The organism is Hominimerdicola intestinalis (genome assembly GCF_054655215.1).
The window spans coordinates 14929-28278 of record NZ_BAAHNZ010000007.1 but is presented as its reverse complement, the minus strand read 5'-3'; the positions used below and the strand labels follow the sequence as shown (position 1 = coordinate 28278).

General features: G+C 34.4%; 15 protein-coding genes and 1 pseudogene. 11 read left to right on the top strand and 5 right to left on the bottom strand.

The genetic code is table 11. The features are described 5' to 3' along the window. The first annotated feature begins 208 nt into the window (after positions 1 to 208). The 5 genes and pseudogenes from tnpA (at position 209) to ACYQ0H_RS07600 (ending at position 3116) form a co-directional block, all read left to right on the top strand. A pseudogene (gene tnpA, locus ACYQ0H_RS07620) lies at positions 209 to 669 on the top strand (IS200/IS605 family transposase). Positions 670 to 1027: 358 nt separating this feature from the next. Then, positions 1028 to 1534 carry a hypothetical protein gene (locus tag ACYQ0H_RS07615; RefSeq protein WP_459812241.1) on the top strand — a complete coding sequence of 169 codons (507 nt, stop codon included), beginning with the start codon at positions 1028 to 1030 and terminating at the stop codon, positions 1532 to 1534. A gap of 121 nt (positions 1535 to 1655) precedes the next feature. Further along, positions 1656 to 2351 (top strand): hypothetical protein, encoded by a 696-nt coding sequence (locus ACYQ0H_RS07610; protein ID WP_459812240.1) that lies wholly within the window; start codon positions 1656 to 1658, stop codon positions 2349 to 2351. Between the two features lie 16 nt (positions 2352 to 2367). Then, the gene (locus ACYQ0H_RS07605; RefSeq protein WP_459812239.1) at positions 2368 to 2706 is read left to right on the top strand and encodes a hypothetical protein; all 339 of its coding nucleotides are present in this window, start codon (positions 2368 to 2370) and stop codon (positions 2704 to 2706) included. A 2-nt stretch (positions 2707 to 2708) separates the two neighbouring features. Continuing rightward, the gene (locus ACYQ0H_RS07600; RefSeq protein ID WP_459812238.1) at positions 2709 to 3116 is read left to right on the top strand and encodes a hypothetical protein; all 408 of its coding nucleotides are present in this window, start codon (positions 2709 to 2711) and stop codon (positions 3114 to 3116) included. A 255-nt stretch (positions 3117 to 3371) separates the two neighbouring features. Here ACYQ0H_RS07600 and ACYQ0H_RS07595 read toward each other — a convergent pair whose 3' ends face one another. Continuing rightward, complete coding sequence (locus ACYQ0H_RS07595) at positions 3372 to 3968, bottom strand: flavin reductase family protein (protein WP_459812237.1); 597 nt, start codon at positions 3966 to 3968, stop codon at positions 3372 to 3374. A 256-nt stretch (positions 3969 to 4224) separates the two neighbouring features. On the opposite strand from ACYQ0H_RS07595, the gene ACYQ0H_RS07590 reads away from it, so the two are divergent. Continuing rightward, complete coding sequence (locus ACYQ0H_RS07590) at positions 4225 to 4596, top strand: hypothetical protein (protein ID WP_459812236.1); 372 nt, start codon at positions 4225 to 4227, stop codon at positions 4594 to 4596. Here the strand turns inward: ACYQ0H_RS07590 and ACYQ0H_RS07585 are convergent. From ACYQ0H_RS07585 to ACYQ0H_RS07575, 3 genes are all read right to left on the bottom strand, one after another. After that, entirely contained in the window at positions 4591 to 4896 is a 306-nt protein-coding gene (locus tag ACYQ0H_RS07585; protein ID WP_459812235.1) for a hypothetical protein, read from the bottom strand. The two genes, ACYQ0H_RS07590 and ACYQ0H_RS07585, sit on opposite strands and share 6 nt — an antisense overlap. After that, positions 4893 to 5060, bottom strand: a complete 168-nt coding sequence (locus ACYQ0H_RS07580; protein WP_459812234.1) for an HAD family hydrolase — start codon at positions 5058 to 5060, stop codon at positions 4893 to 4895. The genes ACYQ0H_RS07585 and ACYQ0H_RS07580 overlap by 4 nt, the downstream gene beginning before the upstream one ends. A gap of 308 nt (positions 5061 to 5368) precedes the next feature. Then, entirely contained in the window at positions 5369 to 5776 is a 408-nt protein-coding gene (locus ACYQ0H_RS07575; protein WP_459812233.1) for a DUF3987 domain-containing protein, read from the bottom strand. Positions 5777 to 6083: 307 nt separating this feature from the next. Between ACYQ0H_RS07575 and ACYQ0H_RS07570 the strand changes: the two genes are divergently transcribed. From ACYQ0H_RS07570 to ACYQ0H_RS07550, 5 genes are all read left to right on the top strand, one after another. Next, the gene (locus ACYQ0H_RS07570; RefSeq protein WP_459812232.1) at positions 6084 to 6362 is read left to right on the top strand and encodes a hypothetical protein; all 279 of its coding nucleotides are present in this window, start codon (positions 6084 to 6086) and stop codon (positions 6360 to 6362) included. Between the two features lie 41 nt (positions 6363 to 6403). Beyond that, positions 6404 to 6913 carry a hypothetical protein gene (locus tag ACYQ0H_RS07565; protein ID WP_459812231.1) on the top strand — a complete coding sequence of 170 codons (510 nt, stop codon included), beginning with the start codon at positions 6404 to 6406 and terminating at the stop codon, positions 6911 to 6913. 31 nt (positions 6914 to 6944) lie between these two features. Further along, positions 6945 to 7079: a hypothetical protein gene (locus ACYQ0H_RS07560; RefSeq protein ID WP_459812230.1), complete on the top strand. Its 135-nt coding sequence runs from the start codon at positions 6945 to 6947 to the stop codon at positions 7077 to 7079. A 451-nt stretch (positions 7080 to 7530) separates the two neighbouring features. Further along, complete coding sequence (locus ACYQ0H_RS07555; protein ID WP_459812229.1) at positions 7531 to 10572, top strand: AAA family ATPase; 3042 nt, start codon at positions 7531 to 7533, stop codon at positions 10570 to 10572. Positions 10573 to 10588: 16 nt separating this feature from the next. Beyond that, on the top strand, positions 10589 to 12409 hold the full coding sequence (locus tag ACYQ0H_RS07550) for a DUF2357 domain-containing protein (RefSeq protein WP_459812228.1): 1821 nt from the start codon (positions 10589 to 10591) through the stop codon (positions 12407 to 12409). Between the two features lie 16 nt (positions 12410 to 12425). On the opposite strand, the gene ACYQ0H_RS07545 is transcribed toward ACYQ0H_RS07550, so the two are convergent. Further along, positions 12426 to 12818 carry a hypothetical protein gene (locus ACYQ0H_RS07545; protein WP_459812227.1) on the bottom strand — a complete coding sequence of 131 codons (393 nt, stop codon included), beginning with the start codon at positions 12816 to 12818 and terminating at the stop codon, positions 12426 to 12428. Positions 12819 to 13350 lie beyond the last annotated feature (532 nt).

Here is a 13350-nt window from a genome sequence, read left to right as displayed (position 1 = left end):
ACCGTAGGTAATTATTAGTTTTTAAACGACATACTGACTCCGTTTTTTAGCGGAGTCAGTTTTTTTGTGTAACGAAAACCACCCGTATAGCAAGTGGTTTCAAAAAGCTTTAGCTATGAGTAGAAAAAAGAAACTTCCAATGGTATAATAAGTTAAGGTCTGCGAGCCTAACTAAAACCAAAAGAGGTCATCGTCATGACAAGGACGTATATCAAGTTTAGCACATTCGAAGTGGAATTGCAAGTATCATGTGGTATTTGCCCCAAAATACAGAAGAATGGTGATATATAATCAGATAAAAAGCGATATAGAAAAAATTCTTAGAAAGCTGTGTGAGCAAAAAGGGATGGAAATAATAGAAGCAGAAGCGTGTGCGGATCACATTCATATGCTGATAGCAATACCGCCCAAATACAGTGTGGCGCAGATAATGGGATATTTAAAAGGAAAAAGTTCTTTGATGATATTCGATCGACATGCAAATCTCAAGTAAAGCATGGAAACAGACACTTTTGGTGTAGAGGTTACTATGTGGATACAGTAGGAAAGAACAAAAAGAAAATAGAAGAGTACATAAGAAATCAGTTGCAGGAGGATATTGCAAGCGATCAGTTAAGGCTATTTGAAACAACTGATCCATTTACAGGAGAAAAGTATAAAAAGAAATAATAAAACCCCTTAAGGGGCAGTGTCAGTATCAAACCCTTATAGGGCTTTATTAAACCACCCGTTTAACGGGTGGTTTTGATTGAATTATTTTTTTACCAAATTTATAAAAGAAACAGACTCTGGGGATCAAGAAGAAAAATGGGACAAAATATTGCCTAAATCTGCTAAAAATATATTGCTAATTTTATGCAAATTATAGATTTTTTAAAAATTGCCAAGAATTATTAATTAAACTCTTGAATTATTGTGTATATTGTGCTAATATTTTAATTAATATAGGTATATTAAGTGATATTTTATAATAATTGATATAAAAATAAAAAATGTTTATTCGTCGTTTGGCGAGAAAGGAAATGTTATGAAATTGCAAAAACAAATTACAAATGAAGAGCTGCTTGAACTTACAAAAAAAGCATTCGAAAATGACGAGGTTGCTGAATTCCTATGTGGAGAAAATGGATATTCAGTTATGGGAAACAGGGATATACCTACTAATATTCCTACGGATTTCGGACGCATTGTAGAAAAAGGAATATATATATATTATAAAAATACTAATGATGAAACTATTGTTTTGAAAACTAAACAAGCACTTTTAAAGTTGATTAAGGGAACGCCTATAAATGTTTGGGTAGCTTTTATGATTATACGACGTCAATTTAACAAGTATGATAAAAATTTAGCACCTTTTAAAATCGAAGATGAGAATATTCTTTTCTTATTAAAGAATGCCCTCAGAACTAATGAGGTTCAACTTCGTAACTGTAAAAAGTTTTTAGGTACTAATTGCGAGAATGGATTATGGCAAAATATTCTTAGAATTGATAATAACTACAAAGAAGATATGGGGGTTAGTCTAATATGAGCAATCAAGTTAACAAATACTTTTTGGATTATGGTGCATCATTTATTGTTACAAAAGATGATTATTTATATAATACTTAATAATATCAATAATTTTAACTACTGAATTAGATGGAGGTTCTATGAAAAGAAAACTTGTTTTATTTATGGCGGCTGCCTTTTTGGTTTCTAATTTAACAGCCTGCAAAAATTCTGAAAACACATTATCGTCCGATAATGATAAAAGCCGAAGTACACAAAGCAGTATTTCCGAATCGGTATCGGAAAGTACAAATAGCGATACTGAGAGCAAAACTGAGATTCAGCCGGAAATATCTGTACCGGAACAAGGAACATTCGATATTGAATATGTTCGCAAACAAATTAGCATCAAAGGTCAGCCGTTTGAAATTCCTATGGCGTTAAAGGATTTAAAAGATGGGTGGACATGGAAAGAACATGAGAATACAAAATATTGTGATGAAGGTCACGGATTAGCGTATATTTATTATAATGGCGAAGAAATGTTTGTTGCTGGTTTGGAGAATTATTTTGATGGAGCAAAGGACAATGGAATTATATATAATCTGACGATTGAAACTAATGATTGTTCAATAGATGGATTATTCCCAATAAAGTCAACAAAACAGGATGTTGTTGGCAAATATGGTGAGCCAGTTAAGATAAATAAATATGGTTCGTATTATTATGGGACTGTAAATGATTCTGATAGTATTGGTGGTATAATAAATGAGCAGAGGATTTGTGTGGAAATTAATGATGATGATACTATAAAATCTATTAGCATTACTTATGCTGATTTGACAAAAGAAAATTAAGAAAAGGAGAATTATTATGGCTAAAGAAAAGAAATTTGACAAGAATATATCGGTAATGAAGGTTTTGTTTGCATCCAATTCAATAATAATCGAGTTGAGGGGTTTTGACGCTTTTGATGGCAGGACTTTAATTGTTAAATGGGAAGCAATATTAGATGATTCTTTTAACAAACAAGAAACTATCAAATGGGCAAAGCCGTATGAAAACGAGGAAATAGATAGTAAAACAAAAAGAGAGATACTTTATCATCTTTGTGTAGAATTAGCTAGACTGGATTACAAAGGATACAGAAATGAATATGTCGGTGACGAAATAAGAAAAGCTGTTGATACAGTATGTTTAAAAGGAGAATGATTATGGCTTATATTAACGAAAAACTTACTATACTGCAAAAAGAGGCGTTTGAAAAGAGAAAAATAAATAATCCACTTTATTTAAATAAAGTGTTAGTACCAAATTTTTGGACGGTAGATCATGACCGAAATTCATATCTAATAAATGTTGGTGCTTATCATGATGTGTCTAACGAAGAATTATTTGTGTTTATATATAATCTAAACACATATTTATTTACACTTCAAATGAGTGATGTTGATAATGGTACGAAAAGGTGGAAGTTAGTAAAATATGCTATGCTAAGTGGCTCGCAGAAATTTAATGAAGAGCAATTACTGGATAACTTTAAAGATGCGTTATCGGAATACAAATACAATGGTTTACCAAGTGGTTATAAACAGCAGTTCCAAATGAAAATAGAATTATAACGAAATGATGTGATATGTCTGTTCTTCGATGTTGGCTCAGCGCTGATAGACGAAACAGAATGTTATAACCACCGAATAAGAGATGCTATCACAGAAACAGACATTACCTTTGAGCAGTTCAACGAGAAACGGTTTTGTGTTGAAATATAAGGGTTATGTGTTATTTCCAATTATAACATAAAATTTAATAAAGTTCAACATAAAAGCATAGCCGCAATCGAATTTGCACGGTTGCGGATCATACATATATTACAATTATCTTGAAAAATCTCCGATTTCGCCCAGCAGTTTACCGATACTGTGATACATTCCTGAATAAATAACAGGGTCAAGCTTAGTTAAATCTACATCAAAAATATCTCTGAGCATAATATTTTCATCAACCTGAATATTCATAATCTTGCAGAAGAATGTGGTTGACTCTCCCGTATCAACAGATTTAATTACCTCGCATTCATATATCCAACGGCTTGCATCAAGAATAGGAACATCTAGAACTTCGCCTCTGCAAACATTGTAAGAAAATTTATCTTTGCTGTCATCTTTAGCGTGATGTGTTCCGAAATAATCCATAAGTTCAAGCATATCTTTACTTACTAAATTAACGCTTAGCTTACCTGTTCTGATGACATTTTGTTTAGTCCGTTTTGTTCCAAACATACTGACAACCAATAAATAATCATTATCTTTTTCATTTGTAACGCTTACCCAAGTAATAGGCGCAAAATTATATGTTCCGTCTTCATTGTTTGTTCCGATGATAAATGCAGGCTGGACGCACATTGAAAAGTGAGTGCCTATTGATTTCCTTTTTATGTTTTTCACATTTGCTTTATTGCTGTTTATGAGCATGAGCTGTTCTCCTTTTTACGATTTCGTAATGGTATTATACCACAATTTTCGGAAAAGTTCAATATAAAAGTGCAGCCGAATTCGGATGCTCCGTTTCGGCTTTCTGTGATAATTATATGAGGGTTTTTATAGTAAGGATCAGTAAGGCAAAATGAAATTATTAGATATATTATATGAGGAATGGTTTTGTGTTGAAATATCAGGGTTATGTGCTGTATTTAAATTGATATAATATAGTTTTTTAGGAGGAATTGTAATGAATGAATCCATATGTCTGTTCTTCGATGTTGGCTCAGCGCTGATAGACGAAACAGAATGTTATAACCACCGAATCAGAAATGCTATCACAGAAACGGACATTACCTTTGAGCAGTTCAACGAGAAACGGTTTTTCTTTGCAAAACAGAATCTCAAGGGTGATATTGAAGCAATAAATTTTTTCGGACTTACAAAAACACCTTGGCATACAGAGGATGAAAAGCTCTATCTCAAAGCTGAAAGTGTTCTTAAGGCTTTATCGGAGTACGGCTGCAAGATAGGCATAATTGCAAATCAGAGCTTAGGAACGCAGTCCCGTCTTGAAAACCGGGGACTCATGCAATATATAACATTTCGGGTTTTGTCATAATAGCACCTCCCCACAATGATATATGATATCCTTGCCGCTATTTTTCGCATATTCAATTTCATTACGAACTGATTTACCAATGTAACCGCCTATATTGACAACATAAATTCCATCACTTAAATCAATCTTTCTATAATGAGCTTTTTCAAGTGTTTTCAATTCATCATCATTGGGCTTAATATTATCAGGGCAATACACGCATTGAAAAATATTATAATTATTCTCAGTTTCAAGATAATAAGCTATATCTTTCATCTCATCACTAAATCTCATACTGCCGCAAATTGTAAGTGTTTTCATTTCAGCACCTCCAAAATATCCTGCAATTTCTCCACAACATAATCCGCATTCTGAAATTCATTAATAGGCTGTTGATATACGCTGAAGCCTTGTCTAACCCATATAGTTTTCATTCCAAGCTTTTTAGCAGGCTCAATATCATTGTCAAGCCTGTCCCCAATCATAAAAGCATTTTCGGATATACATCCGCACGATCTAACGCTCTTAGAAAAATTCTCTTGCCGGGCTTTGCAACGCCTTCCTCGGCTGACGCTATAACAAGGCTTATTTTTTGACTATGGACACACACTTTTATATGAGCCTGATTGGAACTCTGACCGTGGTAATGCGGAGCTTTTAAAATTCGCTATAAAAAATCCTCATAATTGTATCGTTGAGGATATAAGAAAAGGAGCAGAGATTATCTACGGTGAGCATGTTGCCAAAGTGCGTGAGTACGGATATGAAATCAGCGTCTGCGTCATCATCTTTTTTAAAGAGCAGAAATCTGATTTTCAAGAATTTTCCGTTCAGCCTGTACCTTGTAAATTTCCGTCCTGTGATTTTCATTCCAGTCCTGTGTAAACTGCACAAAGGGACGTTTCCCCATAGAAACAACGGGAGATTTCCTAAAGCTCGGTTCGGCAACGGTGAGTGAATTGAGTACAAGTGGTTCGGTGTGGTCTGCTTTACCGCACATACGATACATTTCGGTAAAGCAATAACTTATTGCCGAGAGTATTGTTGTGCCTGCCATGGCAACATCTGTGGAGGTCGTTTTCGCTATGCCTTGTGCCATTTCACGAAGTATGGCTGGCAGTGCGTTTACAGGAAAAGGCAGGGTTGGTTCTTTTCCGCCTCGGAGTGAAGTGGGCGGCACCCACTTGGTCAGTTCATTCAAATTATCAAGCCCCTTCTGTAATATTTTGTGAGGGAACGTCTTCTATATATAGGGTTCAAGAGGGTAAAAATTGCATTGCTTTATACAACTATCAAAAAATTCATAAAAATTATTTTGTATTAAGAAACAGCCTGCAACTTTCTTTCTCTCGCTGACAATTTCATCATATCATGGCAGATTTTCAGGTGTTGGGACATTGCGTATTTGCGCAAGTATATACGCAAAAGATATATATGATACGCAAAATTATTGATATATTGCGTATGAAATGATATAAAAACAAAGTACAGAAAACGAGGTGCTAAAAATGAAAACCACTGCAATTAACTGTATAAATGAAAAAGACCGCACAATTGAACTCGCACAGTCTGTTATAAATATTGATGAAAGTCTGCATTGTGCCGTTTTGAATGCAAGGATTTATACTATTGATGAACTGATGTATCAGCACAAGATTTTTACCGAAAACACCGAGATTTTCGACACATTCCGTGACAAAATTCACAGTTGTTTGCGTGTACCGAGGAAATGCTTGCAAGGTTTACTGCTGAACATGGGGAAAATGTTTTCTTTCGTGGGTTTGTGACGGCTGTAACGGAGTTATATGATGCAGAACGGCAAAAGATTTTGAATCCTGATGATATTGTAAAAACCAAGCTGAACAGAAACAAAATATGTTCAGATATTTCTGAGCGTATCAATGCCTGTTTTGACAGCACATTGAATCTTCTGTGCAGTAATGCATATTTTGATTATCGCTGTAATATTGAGTATTTTTGTGTAGAGTCTATGCGGACGATTATTGCAACAGACGAATACACATTCAATGTGTTCCGTGAGAGCGACAATGCACTCACTGTACTGTTTGCGGAACTGGGGCAGATTGTACATCGGAATAAGTGGGTTATTTGTAAATGTGGATTTTGCAAGAAAAATTTCATTGACATCGAGGACGCTGTATGCTGTCACAGTGCAGAGTGCAAGTCTGACCACGAAAAGCAGAAAAAGAAGGTTTATGACGGATATGCTAAGGAGTATTCAATGGTTAAAAGTAATTATGATACCTATGTCCGCCAATTTGTAAAGGCTCTTCGTACAGCAAAAATATACACGCAATATCCTGCCGATTTTGATTAATTTAAACAGGATCAGGAGGAGAAAAGCTGATATGGACAGGCTCAAAAAGTATCTTATCCGCAATGGTTTGTCCGTTGGCGAGCTTGAAGAACGTGGGAATGTGTATCGGGTTGAGATGAAGGCTTTGGCGGAGGAGATTTTGGAGAGGTGTAATATAGTCAGATGATGTTATGCTCATACTTGATTATTTATAATTAATTTATCATAACGAAAGGTCTTGAAAAATACGATAAATTATAGTATAATATAATAAACTTGGATATTATACTCAAAAGGGGCGTTTTAATGAAATATTATTAAAAAAATGCGGCTTTCGGGAACTGGGAAGCTTTAAAAACGGAAAACCGCATAGAGGACGTTATCTTCTTACTTCTACGAATAAAGAAGTATTGTTTATATTTCCACCGCTATCTGTAACGCAATTAAATGATTCGGCGATATTGCCAATTATTCCTCTTTATTCTGGTAAAAAGGTTTACTGCAATTATGTCTATTACAATGATAAATTTCATGAGTCATTTGCCGTACAAAAAACATGTAGAATTCTATTGATTTTTATAGCAAAAAGTGTTATAATTAAACAGAATTTATCATTTTATAAAGTGAGGTGAATTCGTATGCTTGATAAAGAAAAACTCTTTGAAAAAGTTATCTTGTTTTACCAATCATTGCCGCAAGACTTACTTGATAATATTATTAGTACACTTCCCATTAATAGAGAAGATAAGCGAAGGATAATTAAACTCAAGTCGACTAAGAAAAAAGTTGATATGCTTATGTCACCACAGTTCAGAAAAATCTTTGCCGATACAGCATACAAAGCCATCATGCCGCACATTTCCCTTGAGCTTGAAAGTACTACTTACGATGAAATAGTTAACAGTATTAAAGATGATAATAAGAGCTACATTGCAATTTTTTTCTTCAGGTGGTGTTATGAGGACGGAATTGACGGGTCATCTAATGACGATAAATATTTTGATTCTTTTGTAGACTCTGAGGTATTTGATTGTATACTTAATGGAGAGAAGATAGAAAAAATGCCACCTGCTCCAAAGAGAAATGATCCTGCATCAGAGAATGATACTGGTGTATCTACAGAAGAAGCTAAAACACCATCAGCTGATATAAATAATGACGAGGTGAATACGATGAAATTATTAGGACGAATTGAGAAAAGAAATACATTTTATAATTTCTTCCCTCAGTATGAATATGAGAATGGAAGGCTTAAAGAGATACCTGGTGACAAGCTCAAAGCTGATTACCCTACAAACGGAGGAATAAACCTTGCTTATAATCCTTATACCGGCGGAGCTGCATCGTTTCTCGATGATATAACCACAGATATTGATGAAGATCAGTATGTTAATAATGTGTATGTAATAGAAATAGACAATTGTGATTTGGAAGAAAACGACAATTCTACTTATCAGGTCAAGCTTGATTTGCAACGTTTATTTCAACAGGGTAAAAAATTGCATGATATTATTCGCTATGCAGACGAATATGGAATATATAAAGTTGTTCACAATGAAGCAGATAGTATTTCAGATAAGACCTTTATAAGCGGTAATATTAATCTTCTTGAAACAAATATTACTGATGGTGAAATGGTAATTCTATTTTATAATGAAAAACACTATGGACCTTTTAAAGCATCACGCAGGCAATATGATGAAAGATACTACGTCAATACCTTAGCCAGTGAAAATAACTATCTTGTTCCTTTTTTCAATTTAGCAGATGTAGATGTTATAGAGCTTGAGAAGCAAGCTTATTATAAAGATCCAACGTACACCAGATTTATTCAAACTTCCCCGAAGAATAAACAGTTTGAAGATGTAATCACAGATGAGATACTGCTTGAAAAAATAGCCGATGATGTGTCAATTGAACTTGCAATAAATAACCCAGAAGAATTCTCTCATCTGTGCAGTAATTCCCCTTTTCTTGCTGAATTGCCACAGGAGATCGTTTCAAAACGTCTTGACAGACTTGTAGAAATAGTCAATAATGTTGAGAGGTTTAAAGAAAAGAAGCATGAGGTTTTTGAGTCTCTGCTCAAACTCTATCAGGAAACACCATCCGATAAGATGATAATCGAATCAGATGTTTATAAAGACTTGCAGAGCAAATATATCGAAGAAAGAAGAAAAAGTGAAGATGCTGATAAGACTATTCAAGAGTTGAGAAAAGTACAGGAAGAATTAAATGCACAGATAGTAGAGCTACGAAAAAGTTCAGAAGGTACTGCATCTTCAGAAGAAGTATTAAAACTAAAAGAAGAGATTTATAGGCTATCATCAGAACTTGAAAAGAAGGATAATATAATTCAAACAACCGAAAATATAGAAGAATTAGAGGAAAAGCAAAAAAGACTTCAGAATATCAATGAGGGTCTGATAATCCAAAAAGATAATTACTCACGGCAGATAGAGGAATTACGTACAGATGTTAGCAATGCAATTAAATCGGGCAGAGCCGAGATGGCATCTTTAGCTTTTGATCCATTTATTTCAAGCGAAATGATGAGGCAAGCTGCATCGTGGGATGCAACAGAAGAAGGCAGGCAATATAAAGATAAGCTAGGAAGAATAAGTTCAGTTACTCCTTCCACATTAAGTGACAATGATCTTATAGAATATGTTGTAAATTATGTTAAAGAACGAAGAGAGTACAGTCGCAATGACATAATCAATATCTACATCAGTATCGCCCAGAACTTTATCACTATTTTTTCAGGTGAACCAGGCACAGGAAAAACATCAATGTGCAATATCGTCGCTGAAACTCTTGGCCTGCTGCAGTATGGGGAAGAGATAAACCGTTTTGTTTCTGTATCAGTAGAGCGTGGGTGGTCTTCCAAAAGAGATCTTATCGGATACTATAATCCTCTGACAAGAAAATATGATAAGAGCAATGGCAAAATATATGATGCTCTTCGAGTACTTGATGAAGAGAGGAAAAAATCCAAATATCCATTTATAATTATGCTTGATGAGGCAAATCTCAGTCCCATAGAGTATTATTGGGCAGATTTCATGCGCCTTACGGACAGATCATCTTTGAATGATATGTATATAAATATAGGAGCGGAACGAGAATTATATGTTCCTGAAACACTTAAATTCGTAGCTACCATCAACACTGATCAGACTACCGAAACACTGTCTCCAAGACTTATTGACAGAGCCTGCATCATAAAACTGCCAAAAGTTGAACCTAAATATAGTATTGATGTTTCATCAACATCAACAGAGATAATCACATGGGACAACTTTGTTAAGGCGTTTTCCAAGACGGAGGAACTGAATCCTATTACACAAAAGGGAATGAAAGAAATATATAAGCTATTCAATGATTATGGAATGAGCGTTAGCCCACGTACACAATTAGGCATAAAAAAATATGTGATGGCAGCTCAGGAAATTATGGAGGACGAGCCTAATACCCTTGCAAGAGAGAAAGCTCTGGATTTCGCAGTGGTACAAAAACTGCTGCCTAAAATCAATGGTTACTATTCCGTTTATGAACGTTTCTTTGATTCACTGAAACAGTTGTGTAAGGAGTATAACCTTAACATGACTGAAGATGCTATCCTAAAGATAATTGATACGCAGGAGCGAAATATGGGTTATTGTCAGTATCTAATCTGAGTAAGGAGGGATTCCTTTGGATACAATAACACTGAAACTGAAACCAAAGTATCGTGAAGAAATAGAATTAATACTCCAAACCGACAAAGAAAGCGAATATACTGATATACCTAATGGCAAAGAAGTTGTATATAATGATAATCCGTATTTGTTTTTATTGTCAGGTGCTACTTCTATTCCATCAAAAGTGTATATCAATGATGAAGCATATGATGCTGAATTCTGTAGCGGAGGAGCGGATGGGATTCAGTTCAGGTTGAAAGGATGCGATAGACCGTTTTTACAGAGTTTCGGTGCGATAAGAATAGAAGTGTGGTTGGACGGAAAACAGTACGACTCCAAAAGCGTTGCTGTACTGGTATCAGATTCCGAAATCAACAACGGCGTTATAAACATGATAGAATATATATATGAGAATTGTGAGGATTATCTTTACGAAGAACATAAATATTCTACGATACTGTCGGGAATTAAAGCCAACGAAACTATCTCACTTGAAGCAAAAATTGCATTTCTGGAACAAACACTTGAAATCTATAAAAAATCATATCAGTATCTGAAAACCAATCCATACTGTAAACTTGAAAAAACAGAAGCCGTAGATTCGTTCGATAAACTACAATCTATCTCACGGAAAACCATACAGTATATAACAAATAATATTGATGAACTTGCAGTTGCTAATTACGACACAGGAATAAGGTATAATAATCAGTATTATCAGCCTAACAAAGTGCTGGTGGAAAGAAATTCATATTCATATGATGTTTATGAAAACCGTATCATTGTAGGTTTTTTAAAAACTATTGTATCCGAGATCAATATAACAATTAAAAGTCTACTGGAGAAAACGTATCTTAAAAACAAAACTTCTGCACAAGACGGATATATTGATTCAATGTATCAGATTTTTTCAAGGAGTATCAAACGGATAAATGGATATATAGAATCCCTGAAATCTCTGCATAATAAATATCAACAGTTGTATTATTTTTATACTCAGCTTTTCAATCTTTCAGCAGATGCAGTTAGGATGATTCCTGTTTTCACTCCTGTTTTCCGTTCTATAAACGCTTATAGACAGATATATACAGTTATACATAGATGGTTTTCTATAGGTAATTATGATCTTGGAAAAGATGAATTGCTGTTAAGTTTTATCTCTACAAGCAAAATATATGAATACTATTGTTTGATTAAAATGTTGTCTCATATAACTGAAAACACCGACTATGCTTTAACAGAATCGAAACGCATATCTTATTGTGTAAATAATAATTACTATGAAGATATGAAATATAATAATACATTCATTTTTTTCAATAGTGATAGTAAACTCACGCTGTATTTTCAGCCTGTAGTGTATGGTGATAGCAGAGCATTCAATGGTTTAGATTTATTCCGAAATACTTCATCAAACGCTAAAAAAGATAACAGTAATAAAGGGAAAACATATACCCCTGACTATATTATAAGAATTGAATATAACGATATGATCGATTATATTATCCTAGATGCCAAATTTAGTACACCTGAAAATATTCGGCTTCATCAATTGCAGGAATTGGTGTATAAGTATTTATTCTCAATTAGTACATTACATGAAAAAGATCGTATAAAAGGACTATACATACTTTGTGGAAAAAAACTTGGTAATGATATGGAGGATAATATTCACGATTTAGCACAAAAAATTGGTTACAGCGTTACTCCTTTTGCTGATATATTGGTAATGAATGGCGTAAAAACAGATGACTATTCTATGACTAGTATGATATTTAATAATGTAATATCAACGGATGCACCCAAAAGCACAGCCATTGAAAATCAAATATAAACCATACACTCAAACACTATTTCTCTCTCGCCATACTGATGAAGTAGGCTATAAGTTCAAGCACTTTCTCGGTATCTCCGTTGAGGACAGTTCTTTGATAACAACTATCAGTTTGTTTCCAAAGCTCCACTTGGCGATTGATTGCTTCACTGACTTGTAACTTCAGATCATCAAGGTACTGAACAATTCTGCCCTCATTGACGAGCTTGCAAAGCCTATCGGGGCACTTATTGTCAGAATAATGAAGATGATACCTGATAAAGTCTGTGTGATAGAACTTGATCTCCTCAGTGAGCGTGTCGGTATTGAAGTGGGTAAATGTCACAGTATTGGTGCCAAGTCTCCAAATCGGCATATTCTTCTTTTTCTGTGGATTGTATGCAGTCTGTTCGCTTTTGTATCTGCTCATAAATTTTTACTCCATATCAAAAATATTATACAAGGGTATGTCGGATATTTTGTCCGCTATGGTTACAAAAACATAGCCCAAAACAGCGTAATCGAATTTTTGTAAATTGTTCTAAAATACCGTATTTTTAGGGGTTTCTGCACATCTCATTGAATCCCTCTGTGTATTTTGAGTTGCTTTTTAATGATATTTTTACTCCTCCTGCTTGCCTGTTTTTTTACTTCCTTATTTTTCATACCCGTTTACTTTTTAGTATACATTAATACAGGTAAATATTCCTTCAGATACGGGAGCATATGCGAAAAGCTGGACAGCTAAGAAAATTAAGGAAACATTTTCGATTTACGCAATTTTTATCAGTATATCCTATTCGAGCTTCAGTCATCAGAGGACTGCGAATCATGCCTGTGGATAATGATTGTTTTGTATATCCCGGATAAATAAAAAGCTAATAACTATTATCCGTGTAATGTATGGCGGGCGGGATATTGATGTGCGGTTTGAAAAATATGCAAAGATGTAAATCAGAAAT

What these genes read in the sequence shown, in the direction of transcription:
- ACYQ0H_RS07615 (WP_459812241.1), top strand. Translation starts at nt 1,028, where the DNA reads ATGAAATTGCAAAAACAAATTACAAATGAAGAGCTGCTTGAACTTACA.
- ACYQ0H_RS07610 (WP_459812240.1), top strand. Translation starts at nt 1,656, where the DNA reads ATGAAAAGAAAACTTGTTTTATTTATGGCGGCTGCCTTTTTGGTTTCT.
- ACYQ0H_RS07605 (WP_459812239.1), top strand. Translation starts at nt 2,368, where the DNA reads ATGGCTAAAGAAAAGAAATTTGACAAGAATATATCGGTAATGAAGGTT.
- ACYQ0H_RS07600 (WP_459812238.1), top strand. Translation starts at nt 2,709, where the DNA reads ATGGCTTATATTAACGAAAAACTTACTATACTGCAAAAAGAGGCGTTT.
- ACYQ0H_RS07595 (WP_459812237.1), bottom strand. Translation starts at nt 3,968, where the DNA reads ATGCTCATAAACAGCAATAAAGCAAATGTGAAAAACATAAAAAGGAAA.
- ACYQ0H_RS07590 (WP_459812236.1), top strand. Translation starts at nt 4,225, where the DNA reads ATGAATGAATCCATATGTCTGTTCTTCGATGTTGGCTCAGCGCTGATA.
- ACYQ0H_RS07585 (WP_459812235.1), bottom strand. Translation starts at nt 4,896, where the DNA reads ATGAAAACACTTACAATTTGCGGCAGTATGAGATTTAGTGATGAGATG.
- ACYQ0H_RS07580 (WP_459812234.1), bottom strand. Translation starts at nt 5,060, where the DNA reads ATGATTGGGGACAGGCTTGACAATGATATTGAGCCTGCTAAAAAGCTT.
- ACYQ0H_RS07570 (WP_459812232.1), top strand. Translation starts at nt 6,084, where the DNA reads ATGAAAACCACTGCAATTAACTGTATAAATGAAAAAGACCGCACAATT.
- ACYQ0H_RS07560 (WP_459812230.1), top strand. Translation starts at nt 6,945, where the DNA reads ATGGACAGGCTCAAAAAGTATCTTATCCGCAATGGTTTGTCCGTTGGC.
- ACYQ0H_RS07555 (WP_459812229.1), top strand. Translation starts at nt 7,531, where the DNA reads ATGCTTGATAAAGAAAAACTCTTTGAAAAAGTTATCTTGTTTTACCAA.
- ACYQ0H_RS07545 (WP_459812227.1), bottom strand. Translation starts at nt 12,818, where the DNA reads ATGAGCAGATACAAAAGCGAACAGACTGCATACAATCCACAGAAAAAG.